General features: G+C 68.3%; 17 protein-coding genes. 16 read left to right on the plus strand and 1 reads right to left on the minus strand.

Annotated elements, in window-relative coordinates:
- Positions 1 to 39 precede the first annotated feature (39 nt).
- From JKF87_RS11595 to mmsB, 5 genes are all read left to right on the plus strand, one after another.
- Positions 40 to 1542, plus strand: a complete 1503-nt coding sequence (locus JKF87_RS11595) for a CoA-acylating methylmalonate-semialdehyde dehydrogenase (RefSeq protein ID WP_201100055.1) — start codon at positions 40 to 42, stop codon at positions 1540 to 1542.
- A gap of 136 nt (positions 1543 to 1678) precedes the next feature.
- The gene (locus JKF87_RS11600) at positions 1679 to 2818 is read left to right on the plus strand and encodes an isobutyryl-CoA dehydrogenase (RefSeq protein WP_201100056.1); all 1140 of its coding nucleotides are present in this window, start codon (positions 1679 to 1681) and stop codon (positions 2816 to 2818) included.
- Positions 2815 to 3225, plus strand: coding sequence for a hypothetical protein (locus JKF87_RS11605; RefSeq protein ID WP_201100057.1), 411 nt, complete (start codon positions 2815 to 2817; stop codon positions 3223 to 3225). Before JKF87_RS11600 ends, JKF87_RS11605 begins: the two co-directional genes overlap by 4 nt.
- Positions 3222 to 4271 (plus strand): enoyl-CoA hydratase/isomerase family protein, encoded by a 1050-nt coding sequence (locus JKF87_RS11610; RefSeq protein ID WP_201100058.1) that lies wholly within the window; start codon positions 3222 to 3224, stop codon positions 4269 to 4271. Before JKF87_RS11605 ends, JKF87_RS11610 begins: the two co-directional genes overlap by 4 nt.
- 29 nt (positions 4272 to 4300) lie before the next feature.
- On the plus strand, positions 4301 to 5194 hold the full coding sequence (gene mmsB, locus JKF87_RS11615) for a 3-hydroxyisobutyrate dehydrogenase (RefSeq protein WP_201100059.1): 894 nt from the start codon (positions 4301 to 4303) through the stop codon (positions 5192 to 5194).
- Positions 5195 to 5268: 74 nt separating this feature from the next.
- Here the strand turns inward: mmsB and JKF87_RS11620 are convergent, their stop codons facing one another.
- Positions 5269 to 5673 (minus strand): hypothetical protein, encoded by a 405-nt coding sequence (locus tag JKF87_RS11620; RefSeq protein ID WP_201100060.1) that lies wholly within the window; start codon positions 5671 to 5673, stop codon positions 5269 to 5271.
- A gap of 227 nt (positions 5674 to 5900) precedes the next feature.
- On the opposite strand from JKF87_RS11620, the gene JKF87_RS11625 reads away from it, so the two are divergent.
- The 11 genes from JKF87_RS11625 (at position 5901) to JKF87_RS11675 (ending at position 19195) form a co-directional block, all read left to right on the plus strand.
- A complete protein-coding gene (locus JKF87_RS11625; protein ID WP_201100061.1) occupies positions 5901 to 6245 on the plus strand; it encodes a hypothetical protein in 345 nt (114 codons plus the stop codon).
- Complete coding sequence (locus JKF87_RS11630) at positions 6245 to 6925, plus strand: response regulator transcription factor (protein WP_201100062.1); 681 nt, start codon at positions 6245 to 6247, stop codon at positions 6923 to 6925. Before JKF87_RS11625 ends, JKF87_RS11630 begins: the two co-directional genes overlap by 1 nt.
- Entirely contained in the window at positions 6922 to 8367 is a 1446-nt protein-coding gene (locus JKF87_RS11635; RefSeq protein ID WP_201100063.1) for a sensor histidine kinase, read from the plus strand. Before JKF87_RS11630 ends, JKF87_RS11635 begins: the two co-directional genes overlap by 4 nt.
- A gap of 70 nt (positions 8368 to 8437) precedes the next feature.
- On the plus strand, positions 8438 to 9259 hold the full coding sequence (ccmI, locus tag JKF87_RS11640) for a c-type cytochrome biogenesis protein CcmI (protein WP_201100064.1): 822 nt from the start codon (positions 8438 to 8440) through the stop codon (positions 9257 to 9259).
- Positions 9260 to 9329: 70 nt separating this feature from the next.
- Positions 9330 to 9827 carry a cytochrome c maturation protein CcmE gene (gene ccmE / locus JKF87_RS11645; protein WP_201100065.1) on the plus strand — a complete coding sequence of 166 codons (498 nt, stop codon included), beginning with the start codon at positions 9330 to 9332 and terminating at the stop codon, positions 9825 to 9827.
- Entirely contained in the window at positions 9824 to 11812 is a 1989-nt protein-coding gene (locus JKF87_RS11650) for a heme lyase CcmF/NrfE family subunit (protein WP_201100066.1), read from the plus strand. The genes ccmE and JKF87_RS11650 overlap by 4 nt, the downstream gene beginning before the upstream one ends.
- On the plus strand, positions 11809 to 12315 hold the full coding sequence (locus tag JKF87_RS11655) for a cytochrome c-type biogenesis protein (RefSeq protein WP_201100067.1): 507 nt from the start codon (positions 11809 to 11811) through the stop codon (positions 12313 to 12315). The genes JKF87_RS11650 and JKF87_RS11655 overlap by 4 nt, the downstream gene beginning before the upstream one ends.
- A gap of 107 nt (positions 12316 to 12422) precedes the next feature.
- Positions 12423 to 13970, plus strand: coding sequence for a Do family serine endopeptidase (locus JKF87_RS11660; protein WP_201100068.1), 1548 nt, complete (start codon positions 12423 to 12425; stop codon positions 13968 to 13970).
- Positions 13971 to 14054: 84 nt separating this feature from the next.
- On the plus strand, positions 14055 to 14726 hold the full coding sequence (locus tag JKF87_RS11665) for a response regulator transcription factor (RefSeq protein ID WP_201100069.1): 672 nt from the start codon (positions 14055 to 14057) through the stop codon (positions 14724 to 14726).
- Between the two features lie 136 nt (positions 14727 to 14862).
- Positions 14863 to 16284, plus strand: coding sequence for a sensor histidine kinase (locus JKF87_RS11670; RefSeq protein ID WP_201100070.1), 1422 nt, complete (start codon positions 14863 to 14865; stop codon positions 16282 to 16284).
- 13 nt (positions 16285 to 16297) lie between these two features.
- Positions 16298 to 19195 carry a bifunctional [glutamine synthetase] adenylyltransferase/[glutamine synthetase]-adenylyl-L-tyrosine phosphorylase gene (locus JKF87_RS11675; protein WP_201100071.1) on the plus strand — a complete coding sequence of 966 codons (2898 nt, stop codon included), beginning with the start codon at positions 16298 to 16300 and terminating at the stop codon, positions 19193 to 19195.
- Positions 19196 to 19200 lie beyond the last annotated feature (5 nt).

Genomic DNA, 19200 nt, shown 5'->3' on the forward strand with positions numbered 1-19200 from the left:
AGAGCCCATCGGGACGAACGTTAGAAAAGGAAGATCGCCATGCGCGACATTCGCCATTTCATCGACGGTGCGGCGTTCGAGGGCGCATCCGGCCGCTTCAGCGACGTGTTCGATCCCAATACGGGCGAGGTTCAGGCCCGCGTGCAACTGGCCACGACCGGCGAGGTCGATCGCGCGGTCCAGGCCGCCCAGAACGCCTTTGACGGCTGGGCCTCGACCAATCCCCAGCGTCGCGCCCGCGTCATGTTCGAGTTCAAACGCCTGGTCGAGGCGAACATGAACGAACTGGCCGAACTGCTGTCCAGCGAGCACGGCAAGGTCATCGCCGACTCCAAGGGCGACATCCAGCGCGGTCTGGAGGTGATCGAGTTCGCCTGCGGCATCCCCCATGCGTTGAAGGGCGAATACACCTGGGGCGCCGGGCCGGGCATCGACGTCTATTCGATGCGTCAGCCGCTGGGCGTGGTGGCAGGCATCACCCCGTTCAACTTCCCGGCCATGATCCCGATGTGGATGTTCGGCGTGGCCATCGCCGTGGGCAACACCTTCGTGCTGAAGCCGTCGGAGCGTGATCCATCGGTGCCGGTGCGCCTGGCCGAACTGATGCTGGAAGCGGGCGCGCCCAACGGCGTGCTGAACGTGGTGCATGGCGACAAGACGGCGGTGGACGCCATCCTGACCCATCCGCTGGTCCATGCCGTCAGCTTCGTCGGTTCGTCAGACATCGCCCACTATGTCTATCAGACCGGCGCGGCCAACCATAAGCGGGTGCAGGCCATGGGCGGGGCCAAGAACCACGGCATCGTCCTGCCTGACGCCGACATGGATCAGGTCATCAAGGATCTTTCGGGCGCCGCCTACGGCTCGGCGGGCGAGCGCTGCATGGCGCTTCCGGTGGTGGTGCCGGTCGGCAGGAAGACGGCGGATGAGCTGCGCGAGCGGATGGTGGCGGAAATCCCCACGATGCGGGTCGGCGTCTCGACCGACGCGGGCGCCCACTATGGCCCCGTGGTCACCGCCCAGCACCGCGACCGCATCGCCGGCTGGATCGAAAAGGGCGTCCAGGAAGGCGCCGAACTGGTCGTCGACGGCCGCGACTTCAGCCTGCAGGGGCACGAGAAGGGCTATTTCATCGGCCCGTCGCTGTTCGACCATGTGAAGCCCGAGATGTCGTCCTATCAGGAGGAGATCTTCGGCCCGGTGCTGCAGATCGTGCGCGCCGAGACGTTCGAGGAGGCGCTGTCCCTGCCGTCGAACCACCAGTACGGCAACGGCGTCGCCATCTTCACCCAGAACGGCCGCGCCGCCCGCGACTTCGCCGCCCGCGTCAATGTCGGCATGGTCGGCATCAATGTGCCGATCCCGGTGCCGGTCGCCTATCACAGCTTCGGCGGCTGGAAGCGTTCGGCCTTCGGCGACATCAACCAGCACGGCATGGAGGGCGTCCGCTTCTGGACCAAGACCAAGACCGTGACCGCGCGCTGGCCGGACTCAGAACTGGAACATGCGGATTCGTCGTTCGTCATTCCGACGATGCGCTGATTTTTTGATCCGTCACCCTCGGGCTTGACCCGAGGGCCGGATTGTCCGCCGCTAATGTGACGACGGGGGCGCAATGAGCGCTACCGCGTCTGATCCTCGGATCAAGTCCGAGGATGACGGAGCAGGTTTAGAGATCATGGACTTCGCCCTTACCGACGATCAGCGCGCCATTCAGGACGCCGCCCGCGCCTTTTCCGACGCCGAACTGGCGCCCCATTCGGCCCGCTGGGACGAGGACAAGCACTTCCCCGTCGATGTGATGAAACAGGCGGCCGAGATGGGCTTCTGCGGCATCTATACGGGTGAAGAGCACGGCGGCATGGCCCTGGGCCGGGTCGAGGCGGCGCTGATCTTCGAAGAGCTCTCGCGCGGCGACGTGGCGACGGCGGCCTTCATCTCGATCCACAATATGGCGACGTGGATGATCGACCGCTTCGGATCGGATGATCTGCGCGGACGGTTCGTCAGCGATCTGGTCGGCATGGAGAAAATCGCCTCCTATTGCCTGACTGAACCGGGATCGGGGTCAGACGCGGCGGCGCTGCGGACGACTGCGGTGCGTGACGGCGACCATTTCGTGCTGAACGGCTCCAAGGCCTTCATCTCGGGCGCCGGGACGTCGGACGTCTATGTCGTCATGGTCCGCACGGGTGGGGATGGTCCGAAAGGCGTCAGCGCCATCGTGGTCGAGGCCGGGACGCCCGGCCTGTCGTTCGGCGCGCAGGAAAAGAAGATGGGCTGGAACGCCCAGCCGACCGCCATCGTCCAGTTCGACGACTGCCGCGTGCCGGTCGCCAACCTGCTGGGTGAAGAGGGGGCGGGCTTCCGCTACGCCATGGCCGGGCTGGACGGCGGGCGGCTGAACATCGCCGCCTGTTCGCTGGGCGGAGCGCGGCTGGCGCTGGAGACGGCCCAGGCCTATGTCGCCACCCGCAAACAGTTCGGCAAGCCGCTGGGCGAGTTTCAGGCGCTTCAGTTCCGCTTGGCCGACATGGCGACGGACCTTGAGGCGGCGCGTCTGATGGTGCTGCGCGGCGCCTGGGCCATCGACAACGACCACCCGGAAAAGACCAAATGGTGCGCCATGGCCAAGCGTCTGGCCACCGACGCCTGTTTCCAGATCGCCGACGAGGCCCTGCAGCTTCACGGCGGATACGGCTATCTGAAGGATTATCCGCTGGAACGGATCGTGCGCGACCTGCGGGTCCACCGCATCCTTGAAGGCACGAACGAGATCATGCGCGTGATTATCGCGCGGGAGATGGGGCGGGGATGATTGCGCTGCTTGCTCTGGTGGCGGCCATGCAGGCCGGAAACGAACCCCAATGGGTCACGGGTCGTATTCAGGACAGGGATCCTGTCGCCTCCTTTCTGTCCTGGGACTTTTCGTCGGTGATCCTGCGCGCCACATGCAGAAATCACGAGGTCGCCATCGACTATTACGGTGACGACGTCGTGCCGCGAGACGCCCCGAAGACCACGCTGTTTGTCGATGGCGACGCCTTCGAAATGCGTCGGACAGGTGTTGCGGAATATGTCATCGACGAGGCTGGTGTCGCCGCCTTGCAACGCGGCCAGTGGGTGGAGTTCGATGCACCCAACGAGATGGATGAGCCTTGGCATCTTGGCGAGGCTCACGCGTTGAAGACCCTAGCAGCGACCTGTTTAGGAAACGGCAAATGAGCGAACCCGAAATCATCACCCGCATCGACAACGGCGTCGGTCGGATCACGCTGAACCGGCCCAAGGCGATCCATGCGCTGAACCGTTCGATGTGCGAGGTGATGATTGAGGCCCTGCTGGCGTGGCATGACGATGCGGCGGTGCAGTCCGTCCTGATCGACCATGCGGGCGAGCGCGGCTTTTGCGCGGGCGGGGACATCCGCATGATCGCGGATTCTGGCGCGGGCGACGGCGTGGATGCGAAGGCCTTCTTCCTGAGCGAATACCGGCTGAACGACCTGATGTTCGGATACGCCAAGCCGATCACGGCCATTGTCGATGGCATCGTCATGGGCGGCGGTGTCGGGATTTCGGAGCCGGCGGATGTCCGCATCGCTACTGAGCGCACCACCTACGCCATGCCGGAGACGGGCATCGGCCTGTATCCCGAGGTCGGGGGCGGCTGGTTCCTGCCGCGTCTGCCGGGCCAGACGGGCGTGTGGATCGGCCTGACGGGCGCGCGGCTGAAGGCGGCGGACACGGTGGCCCTGGGCATCCACACCCATTTCGTGCCGTCTGAAGGCGTAGAGGCCTTGAAGACCGACCTGTTGGCCGAGGCGGCTGATCCCGCCGCGGTGGCGGCGCGCCATGGCCGGGACGCGGGGCCTGCGCCCCTGCTTCCGCGCCGCGAGGCCATCGACCGGCTGTTCGCCTTCGACACGGTGGAGGAGATTTTCGCCGCCCTTGAGGCCGACGGATCGGATTGGGCGCTGGCGCAGCTGGCGACGCTGAAGACCAAGTCGCCGACCTCGCTGAAGGTCACCCTGCGGCACATCCGCGAGGGGGCGAAGGCCGCGTCGTTCAGCGACAACATGGCCGTCGAATACGCCGTCAGCGGCCGGATCGGCGCCACCCATGACTTCCAGGAAGGCGTGCGGGCCGTGATCGTGGACAAGGATAATGCGCCCAGATGGTCCCCGGCGGACCTGTCGGGCGTTACGCAGGCGACGCTGGACGGCCTGTTCGCGCCCCTGGCCGACAACGAAAAATGGACGCCGCTGGCCTGACCGCGACGCCGCAAATAGGGAGAGAGACCATGACCAAGATCGCCTTCATCGGCCTGGGCAACATGGGCGGGGGCATGGCGGCGAACCAGACCAAGGCGGGTCATGCGGTCGCCGCCTTCGACCTGTCGCCCAGCGCGCTGGAGCGGGCCGCGTCCCAGGGCTGCACGCCCGTCGGATCGGTGGCTGAGGCGGTCAAGGACGCCGAGGTGGTGATCACCATGCTGCCCGCCGGTCCGCATGTGCTGAGCGTCTATTCCGAGCAGATCATCGGCGTGGCCCCGGCCAGCGCCCTGCTGCTGGATTGTTCGACCATCGACGTCGAGACGGCGCGCAAGGTTGCGGGGCTGGCGAAATCGGCGGGCTATGCCTTTGCCGACGCGCCGGTGTCGGGCGGCACGGCGGCGGCGGATGCGGGGACCCTGGCCTTCATGGTCGGCAGCGACGAAGGCGACTTCGCCCGCGTCGAAGCCGCGCTGGAGCCGATGAGCCGCATCACCATCCGCGCGGGCGACCACGGCGCCGGACAGGCGGCCAAGATCTGCAACAACATGCTGCTGGGCATTTCGATGCTGGGCACCTGCGAGGCCATCGCCCTGGCGGAGAAGCTGGGCCTGGACCCGGAGCGGTTCTTCGAGATCGCCTCCAAATCCTCGGGCCAGTGCTGGAGCGTCAGCAGCTACTACCCCTGGCCGGGGCCGGTGCCGACGGCGCCGTCCAATCGCGGCTATCAGGGCGGGTTCGCCACGGCCATGATGCTGAAGGACCTGAAACTGGCCCAGGACGCGGCGGCCAAGTCGGGCGCCTCCACGCCGATGGGCGCGCAGGCCGAGGCGCTGTATGCCCTGTTCGACGGCATGGGCCACGGCGGGCGGGACTTCTCGGCCATGCTGCAGCTGCTGCGCGGCCAAGCGGGCGAACTGTAATGAAGAAGGGCGCGATCCGTTCGGACCGCGCCCTGTTCAACCTCCCGTGACAGGGAATGCGGGAGGCTGAATGTCTAGCCCCTGCGCGGAGCGTTGTAGCCGTAGCGGTCGTAGCGGACCTGGGCCGACAGGCGGTCATAGCGGCGGTCCAGATCGGCGCGCTGCCAGGAGGACAGGCCGCCGCGCCGGTAGTCGGCTTCCAGACGCTTCAGCGCATTGAACTCGCCGCGCAGGCGGTAGGCTTCGCGGTTGCTGATCTGACCCGAGCGGACGGCGCGGTCGATGCGGCGGTCCAGTTCGGCCTGACGGGCGCCGATCGGCTGCCAGCGGCCATAGCTGACCTGACGGACAGGGGCTTGATGGACCGGCGCCTGATAGGCGGGGGCGCGGCCGGGGGCGTGGCCATACGACTGGGCGGCGGCGGGCAGGGCGACCGCAGCAGCGGCCAGAGCAAGGGCGGGAATGACGAAGTTCCGCATGACAGTCTCCTTGAGCGTCGGGCCGGTCGGGGTGACCAGCGATGAGCACAGATGACCATCCGGCGGCTGATCCCGACCTGAACAGGCACGCTCAGGGACGGTTCATCTAGATGAGAAATCGGCAAGGTTGCGCACTGATCCGCCGCGGGGATGCTGGCGTTGCACGCGCGATGACCTATACAAGTCATTCAGCACCCGTTCAGAAGATCAGGATTAGACAGGCGATCATGTTCAGCAAAGCCGCCAGTCTTATCGTCGCCGTCGCGACCCTGGCCTTCGCCCCTGTCATGACGACAGAGGCGGTCGCCCAGTCCCGCGACCCACGTCAACAGCAGTCGGAGGACGACCGCCGCGCGCCCCCGCGCGTCAGTCCTGACGAGGCGCGCCGCAGCGCCGGTCAGTACGGCCGACCCATCGACACCCAGCCGCGCCGTGACGGCAACTACAGCGTTCTGGTCGAACGCGACGGCCGCGTGCGTGACGTGGTGGTCGACGGCCAGACCGGACGCCCGCGTCAGGGCGACAACAATAATTCGAACAACAACAACGACCCGCGTCGCAGGCCGAACTGATGCGTATTCTTCTGGTTGAAGACGACGTGGATCTGTCGCGTCAGCTCAAGAACGCCCTGGCCGATGCCGGCTATGCGGTCGATCACGCGGCGGATGGCGAGGAAGCCCATTATCTGGGCGACACCGAACCCTATGACGTCATCGTGCTGGACCTGGGTCTGCCGCGCATCGACGGGGTGTCGGTGCTGGAGCGCTGGCGCCGGGACGGCAAGACCACGCCGGTCCTGATCCTGACCGCGCGCGGCGCCTGGTCGGACAAGGTGTCGGGCTTCGACGCCGGGGCCGACGACTATCTGACCAAGCCCTTCCACACCGAAGAGCTTCTGGCGCGCCTGCGGGCCCTGCTGCGCCGTTCGGCGGGCATCGCTTCGGCGACCCTGTCGTGCGGCGGTCTGAGGCTTGATCCCCGCGCGGCGCGGGCCAGCGTCAACGGCGAACCGCTGCGCCTGACCAGCCTGGAATACCGCCTGCTGCACTACATGATGATGCATCAGGGCCGCGTCATCAGCCGCACGGAACTGGTCGAACACCTGTATGATCAGGATTTCGACCGGGATTCCAACACCATCGAGGTCTTCATCGGCCGCGTGCGCAAGAAGGTCGGCTCTGACCGGATCGAGACGGTGCGCGGTCTGGGCTATCGCCTGACGCCTCTGGCGGGCGAGACCGAAGCGGCGTGAACGACACGGCGCCTGTCCGGTCGGGCGGTTTTGACTGGGGGCGTCTGTTCGGGCGGCCCGGCCAGTCGCTGACCCGCAGGCTGATCTGGCTGGCTTCGACGTGGATTCTGCTGGCGCTGGTGATCGCGGCCCTGGCCCTGACCCACGCCTTTCAGGAATCGGCGCTGCGTCGTCTGGGCAATATGCTCAATGAGACGATCGACGAGATCGTCGTCGCCGCCAGCCGCACCCCGCCCGGCGAACGGGTCGAACAGATCCAGGACGCCCGGACCCTGCGTCTGCTGTCGGGCAAATACTGGCAGATTCTGGAGGTTCAGCCCGACGGTCGCCTGACGCCGCTGGCGCGTTCGACCTCGCTCTGGAACTATGATCTGAACCTGCCCGCCGACCTGCCGCAACGGCTGGAGCGGGTGCTCGGCGACGTCATCACCTTCAACACCGACGGCCCCAAGGATGAGCCGAAGAAGCCGGAGCCCCTGCGGGTCGCGGCGTCGATGAAGACCATTCCGCGCCATGACCGGCCGATCATCTTCCTGGCCGCGCTGGACCGGTCGGAGGTCGATGCGGACACGCGCCAGTTCGCCACCCTGACGTGGATCGCGCTGCTGGTCATGGGGGCGGGGCTGGTGTCGGCGGTCTTTATTCAGGTGAGGTTCGGCCTGCGACCGCTGTTCGACCTGCGCAACGAGATCGCCGCCGTGCGCAAGGGCCGTGCGGCGCGGATCGTTCACGATTATCCGCTGGAGATCCAGCCGCTGGCCGAGCAGGTGAACCGCCTGCTGGATCACAATCAGGAGGTCGTCGACCGCCAGCGCACCCATGTCGGCAATCTGGCCCATGCGCTGAAGACGCCGATCTCGGTCATGCTGGCCGAGGCGGGGACGCAGGAGGGCGCGCTGCCCGAACTGGTGCGCCGCCAGACCAAGGTCATGCAGGGCCAGGTCGACCACCATCTGCGCCGGGCGCGGGCGGCGGCGCGCGCGGCGCACGGCCTGGGCGAAAAGACGCCGGTGCCAGAGGTTCTGGACGAACTGGCGGTCATGATCGAACAGGTCTTCCGCGCCAAGGATGTCGAGATCGACTGGCGCGCGCCGGACGAACTGGCCTTCCTGGGCGAGCGTCAGGACCTGCAGGAGATCCTGGGCAATCTGATCGAGAACGCCGCCAAGTTCAGCCGCCGCCGCGTGCGGGTTTCGGCGGGCGCCAGCGGCCTGGGCCAGATGGTGGTGGTGGTCGAGGACGACGGCCCCGGCCTGCCCGCCGACCAGCGTGACGAGGTGATCAAGCGCGGTTCGCGGCTGGACGAAAGCGCGCCCGGTTCGGGTCTGGGCCTGTCCATCGTCGATGATCTGACGCGGGCCTATGGCGGGCGTCTGACCCTGAGCGACAGCGACATGGGCGGCCTGAAGGCGGTGCTGGAGCTGCCTGCGGCCGAGACCTGATCCGCGCCGCATCGAAGCAGGCTGCAACTGCCGCTCGCCCACTTCGGCCTGATGGGTTAGACGGCCAGGCATGATCGCCTTCTGGATGATGACGGGACTGGCTGCGGCCCTGGCGGGGCTGCTGGTGCTGGCTGGCGCACGGCGGGGCGCCGACGCCGCGGTCGAGGCCGACAGCGACGCGGGGACGCGTGAACTGGACGAACTGGATCGGCTGAAGGCGCGCGGCCTGCTGGACGAGGCGGCCCATGCGGCGGCGCGGGCGGAGGCGGGACGACGGCTGCTGGCGCAAGGTGCGGCGGCGCCGCGCCCTGTCGCGGGATCAAAGGATCGGCTGTGGGTGCTGGGCGGGCTCGCCGCAGCCGTGGCCGCCGCGCTGGGTCTGTATGTCGCCACCGGCTCGCCCGGCCTGCCGGATCAGGCCTATGAAACCCGCGTGGACGCCTGGTCGACCCAGTTGGAGACGCTGGAGCCCGCGCAGCTGGCCGCCGTCACCGCGCGCGTGGTCAAGGAACGCCCCGGCGACCGACAGGCGCTGGCCATGCTGGGCGCGGCCCGGTTTGCGGCGGACGATCCGCTGGGCGCCGCCTCGGCGTTTCGTCGTCTGATCGAACTGGACCCCAAGGACGCCCAAGCCTGGGCGCGGCTGGGGGAAAGCCTGGTGCGGGCCAATGACGGCAAGGTCGGCGGCGACGCCGAGGCCGCCGTCATTCAGGCCGTGAAACTGGACCCTGAGCAACTGGGCGCGCGCTTCTTCCTGGGCGAGGCGGCGCTGGCGCGGGGCGACGCGGCGGCGGTGCGGGTCATGTGGTCGCCGTTGATCGCCGCGCTGGAGCCGACCGATCCGCGTCGGATCGATCTGGAGCGGCGGATGCCGAAGGCGGGGGCGGAATGACACGTTGGTTGGCCGAAGCGACGCCGGTATATGCGGGCGGTCTGTCCTCCGTTGTCGGAACCTCTGTCGCATGAGCTGGCTGCCCAAATCGCCGAAGGCGCGTCGCCGCCTGTGGGTCGTCGCCGCCGTGACGCCGATCCTGGCCCTGGCCGTCGGCCTGTCGCTGTGGGCCATGCAGGACAGCGTGACGTTCTTCTATTCCCCGTCCGAGGCCACGGCGGACAAGGCGCCGGAAGGCCGCAACATCCGTCTGGGCGGGCTGGTCGAAGCGGGCAGCGTGCACAAGTCCGGCGACGGGGTGGTCATGTTCGCCGTCACCGACAACGCCGCCACGACCCAGGTCGTCTATCACGGCGACCTGCCCGACCTGTTCCGCGAGGGCCAGGGGATCGTGGCGCAGGGGGCGTTCACCGCCGACCGCACCTTCCACGCCAGCCAGGTCCTGGCCAAGCACGACGAGAACTACATGCCGCGCGAGGTCGCCGACCGCCTGAAGGAAAAGGGCGAGTGGCGGCCTGACGGCGCGCCGTCGCAGGGCGATATCCGTCAGGGAGCCTCGTCCCTGTGATCGCCGAGTTCGGGGCGTTCGCCCTTGCGCTGGCATTGGCGCTTTCTCTTCTTCAGACGGCCCTGTCGACGGCGGCGCGCGTGCGGCGCAGCCCGGTTCTGGCGGGCGCAGGCCAGGGGGCGTCCCTGGCGGCGGCGGGCGCGATCGCCCTGGCCTTCGCGGCCCTGATCTTCGCCTTCGTCGTGTCCGACTTCTCGGTGTCGAACGTGGCGGCCAACAGCCACACCGACAAGCCGATGCTGTACAAGGTGGCGGGCGCCTGGGGCAGCCACGAGGGCTCGCTTCTGCTGTGGTGTCTGGTCCTGACCGTCTTCGGCGGGGCCTTGGCGCGGGCGCGCGGCCTGCCGTTCGGGCTGAAGGCGTCGGCGGTGGCGGTGCAGGGGGCGCTGGGGTCGCTGTTCCTGGCCTTCGCCGTCTTCACCTCCAGCCCCTTCACCCGTCTGGACCCCGCGCCGTTCCAGGGCGCGTCGCTGAACCCGCTGCTGCAGGACCCGGCGCTGGCCGTGCATCCGCCGCTGCTCTACGCGGGCTATGTCGGGTTTTCGGTCTGTTTCTCGCTGGCGGTCGCGGCCCTGATCGAGGGACGGGCGCAGACGGCCTTCTGGCCCGCATGGGGACGCTGGGTGCGGCCCTGGGCCCTGGCCAGCTGGGCCTTGCTGACGGTGGGCATCACCCTGGGGTCGTTCTGGGCCTATTACGAGCTGGGCTGGGGCGGCTGGTGGTTCTGGGACCCGGTGGAGAACGCCTCCTTCATGCCGTGGCTGGCGGGCGCGGCCCTGTTGCACAGCGCGGTGGTGACCGAGCGGCGCGGCGCGTTGGCGGGGTGGACCGTGTTCCTGGCCCTGCTGGCCTTCACCTTCTCGATGCTGGGGGCGTTCCTGGTGCGGTCCGGCGTGCTGACCAGCGTTCACGCCTTCGCCGTCGATCCCCAGCGGGGCATGATGCTGCTGGCCATACTGGGCATTGCATCCGGGGCCGCCTTCGTCCTGTTCGCCTGGCGGGCGCCGCAGTTGAAGGGCGGGGGCCTGTTCGCGCCGGTCAGCCGCGAGGGCGCGCTGGTGCTGAACAACCTGTTCCTGACGGCGGCGGCGGCGACGGTGCTGCTGGGCACCCTGTATCCGCTGATCCTGGAGGCCGCGTCCGGCGCGACCATTTCGGTGGGGCCGCCCTATTTCGCCGCCACTTTCACGCCTCTGATGATGGTGGCCTTCGTCATCCTGCCCGCCGGTCCGCTGCTGGCATGGAAGCGGGGCGATCTGCGGGGGGCGATGCAGAGGCTGGCCGTCGCGGCGGGTCTGTCCATTCTGGCCGCTCTCGCCGCCTACGCCCTGTGGGAGCCGAGAAACGCCTTCGCCGCCGCCGGGATCGGCATGGGCGCCTGGCTGATCGCAGGATCGCTGGCCGAGGTGGCCGAGCGGGCCAGACTGTTCCGCGCCTCGGGCGCCGAGGTGATGCGTCGCCTGAAGGGTCTGCCGCTGGGCGCCTGGGGCATGACGCTGGCGCACCTGGGCCTCGGCGTCTTCATCCTGGGCGCGGTGGTCGAGACCGGCTTCAAGGTCGAGGCGGCGCGCGCCCTGACCATCGGCCAGAGCGTGTCAGCGGGGCCGTGGACGGTGACGCTGGACGAGGTGCGTGTGGTCGAGGGTCCGAACTATCTGGCGGAGCAGGGGCGTCTGACCGTGCGTCCGTCCAATGACCGTGGCCGCGCCGAGACCATCACCTCCGAGCGCCGCTTCTTCCCCGCAGGCGGCCAGACGACGACCGAGGTCGGTCTGGATTTCCGGGGTCTGGACGACGTCTATGTGGTGATCGGCGAACGCGCGGGCAGTCCGGCCGAACCGGCCTGGGTGGTGCGTCTGTACTGGAACCCGTGGGCGCGGCTGATCTTCCTGGGGCCGACGATCATGGCCCTGGGCGGGCTGTTGTCCCTGCTGGACCGGCGGCTGCGCGTGGGCGTGGGTTCGCGCAGAAGGAAGACGGCGTGAGGCGCCTGCTGACCCTGATGGCCGCGCCCCTGCTGGCGGTGATGCTGACGGCGGCGGAGCCCCCGGCCGCCTTGGATCGTCCGCTGACGGATGCGGGGCAGGAGGCCCGCGCCCAGGCCCTGTTCAAGGACGTGCGCTGCGTCGTCTGCCAGCATGAGGCCATCGCCGACAGCCCGGCGGGCGTGGCGGGCGACATGCGCCGCCTGATCCGCGAAGAGATCGCATCGGGCGCCACCGACCAGCAGGTGCGCGACGATCTGGTGCGGCGGTTCGGCGACTATGTGCTGTTCACCCCGCCGGTTCGGGCGGGAACCTGGCTGCTGTGGTTTGGTCCGTTCGCCCTGGTCGCGCTGGCCGCATTGATTTTGGTCCTGCGTTCACGGCGACGTGCAGTTGAAACGACGCCGCTTTCGCCCGAAGAAGAGGCTCGACTGGACGAAGTTCTCCGAAATGAGAAGCTTCGCCGCGATCCTGACGCAACCTCGCCTCACGACGGGCGCTAGTCAGGGCCAACCATTGATCGTCACAATTGGCGTCAGGCCGGTTGAGACTATATCAAAAGCGAACACGGGGCCCGCTCGGTCCCGGACAGAGGATCGCAAGGACCACGATGCTGAAGCGCAAAGAGTTCATTCTCGGGGCCGCGGCCGGCCTGACCCTGGCGGCGGCGGCGACCGCCGGCGGCGTCATCAACTGGCCCGGGGCGCACGCTGATCCGCAGGCGGTGAACCGCCTGACCCCGGTTCCGGCCACGGGCGACGCCTTCACCCCGCCGCCGGGCGCGCCCAGCAGTTTCGCCGACATCTTCGAACAGGTCGCGCCCGCCGTGGTGCAGATCGACGTCAAGGTGCCGGTCACGCCGCAATCCGGCGCCTTCCAGATCCCAGGCCTGCCGTTCCAGTTCGCCCCGCCCCAGGGCCGCGGACGTCAGGGCCAGGACGCCGAGCCGCAGACGACGCAAGGGGCCGGTTCGGGCTTCTTCATCTCGCAGGACGGCTTCATCGTCACCAACAACCACGTCGTCGCCGACGCCACCGAGATCAAGGTGAAGATGTCGGACGGGCGCGAACTGCCCGCGCGCCTGATCGGCCGTGACGCCGCCACCGACCTGGCGGTCATCAAGGTGGACGGTTCGAACTTCAAATACGTCAGCTTTGAAGAAACGGCTGACCCGCGCGTCGGCGACTGGGTCATCGCCATCGGCAACCCGTTCGGTCTGGGCGGGACGGCGACGGCGGGCATCGTTTCGGCCAAGGCGCGCGACATCGGCGGCAGCGAAAATCCCTATACTGACTTCCTGCAGATCGACGCCGCCATCAACCGGGGCAACTCGGGCGGTCCGACCTTCGACATTCACGGCCGCGTGATCGGCGTGAACTCGGCCATCTATTCGCCGACGGGCGGATCGGTCGGCATCGGCTTCGCCATTCCGGCGGAGACGGCCAAGACCATCACCTCGCGCCTGATGAGCGGCCAGACGATCGAGCGCGGTTATCTGGGCGTGCAGATCATCACCCTGAGCGACGAATACCGCGAAAGCCTGGGCCTGGCCGCCTCGACCAAGGGGGCCTATGTCGCCGAGGTCACGGCGGACGCGCCCGCCGCGCGCGGGGGCCTGAAGGCGGGCGACGTGGTCGTGGCCCTGAACGGCCGTCCGATCCAGACCTCGACTGAACTGACCCGTGCGGTCGGCAACGCCAAGCCAGGCGACACCCTGCGTCTGGACGTGCTGCGCGACGGCGGTCGTCAGACCGTCACCGTGCGTTCGGGCACGCGCCCCAGCAATCTGTCGACCTCGACGGCGGGCGAAGACGAGGGCGCGGAAACGCCCGGCAAGCCCAGCGCAACGGCGGGCGAAGTGGTCGAAGGTCTGACCGTCGCCCCCATCAGCGCGGCGCTCCGCACCCGCTATGAACTGCCCGCCGATGTTCAGGGCGTGGTCGTTACGGCGGTGGATCAGTCCTCGCGCGCGGCCCGCATGAGCTTCCAGCCGGGTCTGGTCATCATCCAGGCCAACGGTCGTTCGGTCAGTTCGGTCGCCGACCTGAAGGGCGCGGTCCAGACGGTCAAGAGCGCAGGCCGTCCGGGCATTCTGCTGCTGGTCCGCACCCCGCGCGGCAACACGCCGGTGGTCCTGCCGCTGACAGGCGGCGAGTGATTGGTTTTCTGACCAAGGCTTAACTCACTGAATCGCCGCCGATGGGTTACCATCGGCGGCGATTTTGATTCCGGAGAGGGCTGAATGCGTATTCTGGTGGTCGAGGATGACGCCGAAGCGGCGACCGCCATGGTGCGGGGACTGTCCGAGGCCGGACATGATGTGACCCACGCCGTGGACGGTGCCTTTGGCCTGCTTGAGGCGCAAAAGGGCGGCTACGACGTCTATGTGGTGGACCGGATGATGCCGCGCCTGGACGGCGTGGGCATGGTCGAGATGGTCAGGAAGGGCGGCGATCAGACGCCGGTCCTGTTCCTGTCCGCCCTGGGCGAGGTCGAGGACCGCGTCACGGGCCTGAAGGCGGGCGCCGACGACTATCTGGTCAAACCCTACGCCTTCGCCGAACTGATTGCGCGGGTCGAGGCCCTGGCGCGCCGTCGTGAGACGGGCGGGGTGCAGACGGTGCTGAAGGTCGGTGACCTTGAGATGAACCTGATCGCCCGTACCGTGCATCGCGGCGACAGGGAGATCGACCTGCAGCCGCGCGAGTTCCAGTTGCTGGAGTTCCTGATGCGCCACGCCGGTCAGTCGGTGACGCGCACCATGCTGCTGGAGAAGGTGTGGGAATACCACTTCGACCCACAGACCAACGTCATCGACGTCCACATCAGCCGCCTGCGCTCCAAGATCGACAAGGGCTTCGACAAGGCCATGCTGCAGACCGTGCGCGGGGCGGGATACAGGCTGGAGGCGTGAGGCTGGTGATGAGGGACGAGTGGCGAGTGGCGAGAGGGTGAGGAGCGTCTGGCGCAAACATGAGGTCAGGGGCCGAAACGCTCCTGTGCGCCGGTTTGCTCGCCACTCGTCACTCGCCGCTCACCACTAAATCCCCATGCGCCTTCCATCCCTCCTTCGCCGCACGCCCTTCCGGCTGACGCTGCTGTTTCTGGCGCTGTTCGTGGCGGCGGCGGGGGCGATCCTGGCCTATGTCTATTTCGCCTCGGCGTCGGAGGCGCAGTCGCGGGCGCGGACGGATGTCGAGACTGAGCTGGGCGCACTGACGGCCATACACCGCACGCGCGGGATCGACGCCCTGAACCAGGCGCTGGTGGAGCGGTCGATCCGGGGCGGGCCCTATCTCTATCTGCTGTCCGATCCCGGCGGAAAGACGATCACGGGAAACATCACCGAGTCCCCCATCGACATCGACGAGACCCTGCCGGTCGGTCAGGGCGACTGGGAGACGTTCCGCCTGACCGACACCGATCCGTCGGGCAAGGTTCAACGTCGCCGCGCGATCGGCGTGGTCATGACCCTGACGGGGGGCGAGCATCTGTTCGTCGGTCAGGACATCGGCGACATCGAGGAATATCTGGCGCGCCTGACCCAGGCCCTGTGGGGGGCGATGGCGCTGGTCATGCTGCTGGGGCTGGCGGGCGGGCTCTATATCAGCCGCAAGGTCGAACAGGCGATGGCCGGGCTGAACCAGGTGGTTCAGGCGGTGCAGGAGGGCGACCTGAAACAGCGGGCGCCGGTGCGTCACTCGGGCGACGAACTGGACGAACTGGGCCAGGGGCTGAACCTCATGCTGGACCGGCTGGAGGCGTCGATGGCTTCGATCCGGCACGCGGGCGACGCCATCGCTCATGACCTGCGCTCGCCCCTGACGCGGATGCGGGCCAAGCTTGAGGTGGCGCTGATCGACGCCGAGGCGGGCAAGATCGACGGGGTGGATGCACTGGGCATCGCGCTGGACGAAGCCGACCACCTGTTGAAAACCTTCAACACGGTTCTGGCCATCGCGCGTCTGCAGGCGGGCGGGGCGCCGGACCCCAAGGTGATCGACGCCGCCGATCTGGCCGCCGACATGGCCGAACTTTACGAACCCGCCGCCGAGGACAAGGAGATCGACTTCTCGGCCGAGGTCGAGAAGGGACTGATGATCGAGGGCAACCAGCCCTTCCTGGCCCAGGCCCTGGCCAACATCATCGACAACGCCATCAAATACACGCCTGCGGGAGGCGCGGTGAAGCTGCGGGCGCGTAGGCGTTCGTCGGGCGAGATCGAATATTCCGTCACCGACACCGGCCCCGGCGTGCCTGAGGAGGACCGTGAGCGCGTCGTCCAGCGGTTCGTGCGCCTGGACAACAGCCGCACCGAGCCGGGATCGGGCCTTGGCCTGTCGCTGGTGACGGCGGTGGCCGAGGCGCACGGCGGGCGGGTGGTGCTGGACGAAGGACCGGGCGCATACGGCGATTTCGGTCCGGGTCTGCGGGTGGCGCTGGTCCTGCCGCCGGCGCCGGGAAATTCATAAGCGGAAGAGTTGAATGCCCACGCAAAGGTCCCGGCCGCTGTTTGAAATTCTGAAACCCGCCGGTGCCGTCCACAGCCCGGGCGCGGCGGAACGGCTGCATGAGGCTCTGGTCGAGGCGGCGACCGCTGACGGCTGGCTGCAGATGCTGACTGCCGCCTGGCCCGCCCTGGCGACGGTGGCGGGGGCGTCGCCCTATCTGTCAGGCCTGATGCGGCGGCGGCCCGCGCAGCTGCGGCGGATTCTGGAGAGCGACCCCGACCGGCATCTGGAGGTCATCATCGCTGAAACGGACGCCCTGACCGGCGACGCGGAGGCGATGAAGTCGCCGCTGCGGGTGTTGAAGGCGGACCTGCATCTGCTGACGGCGCTGGCCGATCTGGGCGGGGTGTGGGGGCTGGATTCGGTGACGGCGGCCCTGTCGCGGTTCGCCGACGCCTCGTGCCGTGCGGCGTTGCGGGCGGTGGGCAATGAGCAGCGCGACAAGGGCAGGCTGCTGACCGCGCCCGACGATTCACGCGGCCCCGTGCCCGGCCTGTTCGGTCTGGCCATGGGCAAGCACGGCGCCAACGAGCTGAACTATTCTTCGGACATCGACATCTCGCTCTTCTACGAGCCGCGCCTGCTGACGCTGGCCCTGCGCGAAGGCGTGGAGATGCAGGATTTCGTCAACCGCGCCGCCAGGGTGCTGGCCACCCTGCTGACCGAGCGGACGGCGGACGGATACGTCTTCCGGGTCGATCTGAGGCTGCGGCCCGATCCGTCCTCGACCCCGCCGGTGGTCGCAGCGCCTGCCGCCCTGGGTTACTATGAAAGCGTCGGTCAGAACTGGGAGCGGGCGGCCTTCATCAAGGCGCGGCCGGTGCTGGGCGACATGCGGGCGGCGGGTCGGTTCCTGAAGGCGATGATCCCCTTCATCTGGCGGCGCAGCCTGGACTACGCCGCCGTGCTGGACATCCAGTCGATCAAGAAACAGATCCACACCTACAAGACCGGCGAGGGGCTGCAGGCGGCGGGCGCCAATCTGAAGCTGGGGCGCGGCGGCATCCGAGAGATCGAATTCTACGCCCAGACGCAGCAACTGATCCTGGGCGGGCGCCATCCCGAGCTGCGGGCGCCGCGCACCCTGGACGCCCTGGCCGCGCTGTCGCAGGCGGGCCATGTGCCCCCGCAGGTCGCCGAGGAGCTGTCCGCCGCCTATGTCGAACTGCGCGGGCTGGAGCACCGCGTGCAGATGCTGGACGACGAGCAGACGCACAAGCTGCCGGTCGACGCCGAACGGCGCGGCGCGGTGGCGGCGCTGGCGGGCGAGGGCGATCTGGCGCGGTTCGATGCGGGGATCGAAGACCTGCTGGTCCGGGTCAACACCCGCTATGGCGAACTGTTCGAGGGCGGAGAGGAGCTGGATTCGCCCTATGGCAGTCTGGTCTTCACCGGCGTCGAGAACGACCCGGAGACGCTGGAGACGCTGAAGCGGATGGGCTTCACCGAGGCCCCGACCGTGTCTGACACCATCCGCAGCTGGCACCATGGCCGCATCCCGGCGACGCGGACGGCGCGGGGGCGCGAGCTGTTCACCCGGCTGGCGCCGCGTCTGCTGCAGGCGCTGGCGCGGACGGGGGCGCCGGATGACGCCTTTCGCCGTTTCGCCACCTTCTTCTCGGGACTGGCGGCGGGGGTGCAGGTGCAGGCCCTGTTCCTGAACCAGCCCAAACTGTTCAACATGGTGCTGGGGGTGATGGCCTTTGCGCCCCGACTGGCGCGCCAGTTGGGCCGCCAGCCCGCCGCGCTGGACGGGATTCTGGACGCGCGGTTCCTGACGGACCTGTCGGAGGACACCGGTCTGGTCGAACAGATGATCCGCGAGGCCGAGGAGGAGGGCGATTTCGAAGGGGCCATGAACGCCGTGCGCCGCCTGCACCGCGAACAGATGTTCCGCATCGGCATCCACGCCATCAGCGGGCGGACCGGGCCGGAAGAAGCCGGACGCGCCTATGCCGCCCTGGCCGACGCCGCCATGCGGACCCTGGCCCCGGCGGCCCTGGCCGAGACGGAGCGTCTGGGCGGCGCCTTCCCCGGCGGCGCCGTGGCGGTGGTGGCCCTGGGCAAGGCGGGGTCGCGCGAGATGTCGGCGGGATCTGACCTGGACCTGATGACCCTGTACGATGCGCCCGACGGCGCCCTGTCGGAGATCAAGGGCTGGAGCGCCGACGTCTTCTATGTGCGGTTCACCCAGCGGCTGATCTCGGCCCTGTCGGCCCATACGGCCGAGGGCGGGCTTTATGAAGTCGACATGCGGTTGCGGCCCACGGGGTCCAAGGGGCCGGTGTCGGTGCGGCTGGCGCCCTTCGTCGACTATTACGAACATGAGGCCGAGACTTGGGAGTTCATGGTCCTGACCCGCGCGCGCGTCGTCTGGGCCAGTGATCCGGCGTTCGGGGAGCGGGTGTCCCAGACGCTGGAGACGGTGCTGCGCCGTCCGCGCCCCGGCGTCGATGTCGGGGCGGATGTACGCAAGATGCGCGCCCTGATGGACCGCGAGCGGCGTCCGCACGGCTTCTGGGATCTGAAACTGTCGCCGGGCGGGCAGGTGGACGCCGAGTTCGCGGCCCAGTACCGCCAGCTTCAGGCGGCGGCGACGGGTCAGCCGCTGACAGTCTCCACCCTGAAGGCTCTTCAGGACGATCCGGTGTTGGCCGAGGCGTGGCGCACCCAGCAGCGGATCAACCACCTGCTGTCCGCCGCCTTCGAGGGGCGCGTCGATCCTGAAGCCGAGCCCGAGGTCTTCCGGCTGCGTCTGGCCGAGGCGGTCGGGGTGTCGGATTTCGACACCCTGAAGCATGATCTGACGGATCTGCGCGCCCGGGCGCGGGCGGCGTTCGAACAGGCCGTTCCGGCGGCGCGCGACGGATAATCTTC

The organism is Brevundimonas nasdae, from assembly GCF_016654005.1.
GTDB lineage: Bacteria > Pseudomonadota > Alphaproteobacteria > Caulobacterales > Caulobacteraceae > Brevundimonas > Brevundimonas nasdae.

Bases quoted from the DNA above. Each gene is read 5' to 3' on its own strand.
- JKF87_RS11595 (WP_201100055.1), top strand. From the start codon at position 40: ATGCGCGACATTCGCCATTTCATCGACGGTGCGGCGTTCGAGGGCGCA.
- JKF87_RS11600 (WP_201100056.1), top strand. From the start codon at position 1,679: ATGGACTTCGCCCTTACCGACGATCAGCGCGCCATTCAGGACGCCGCC.
- JKF87_RS11605 (WP_201100057.1), top strand. From the start codon at position 2,815: ATGATTGCGCTGCTTGCTCTGGTGGCGGCCATGCAGGCCGGAAACGAA.
- JKF87_RS11610 (WP_201100058.1), top strand. From the start codon at position 3,222: ATGAGCGAACCCGAAATCATCACCCGCATCGACAACGGCGTCGGTCGG.
- mmsB (WP_201100059.1), top strand. From the start codon at position 4,301: ATGACCAAGATCGCCTTCATCGGCCTGGGCAACATGGGCGGGGGCATG.
- JKF87_RS11620 (WP_201100060.1), bottom strand. From the start codon at position 5,673: ATGCGGAACTTCGTCATTCCCGCCCTTGCTCTGGCCGCTGCTGCGGTC.
- JKF87_RS11625 (WP_201100061.1), top strand. From the start codon at position 5,901: ATGTTCAGCAAAGCCGCCAGTCTTATCGTCGCCGTCGCGACCCTGGCC.
- JKF87_RS11630 (WP_201100062.1), top strand. From the start codon at position 6,245: ATGCGTATTCTTCTGGTTGAAGACGACGTGGATCTGTCGCGTCAGCTC.
- ccmI (WP_201100064.1), top strand. From the start codon at position 8,438: ATGATCGCCTTCTGGATGATGACGGGACTGGCTGCGGCCCTGGCGGGG.
- ccmE (WP_201100065.1), top strand. From the start codon at position 9,330: ATGAGCTGGCTGCCCAAATCGCCGAAGGCGCGTCGCCGCCTGTGGGTC.
- JKF87_RS11660 (WP_201100068.1), top strand. From the start codon at position 12,423: ATGCTGAAGCGCAAAGAGTTCATTCTCGGGGCCGCGGCCGGCCTGACC.
- JKF87_RS11665 (WP_201100069.1), top strand. From the start codon at position 14,055: ATGCGTATTCTGGTGGTCGAGGATGACGCCGAAGCGGCGACCGCCATG.
- JKF87_RS11670 (WP_201100070.1), top strand. From the start codon at position 14,863: ATGCGCCTTCCATCCCTCCTTCGCCGCACGCCCTTCCGGCTGACGCTG.
- JKF87_RS11675 (WP_201100071.1), top strand. From the start codon at position 16,298: ATGCCCACGCAAAGGTCCCGGCCGCTGTTTGAAATTCTGAAACCCGCC.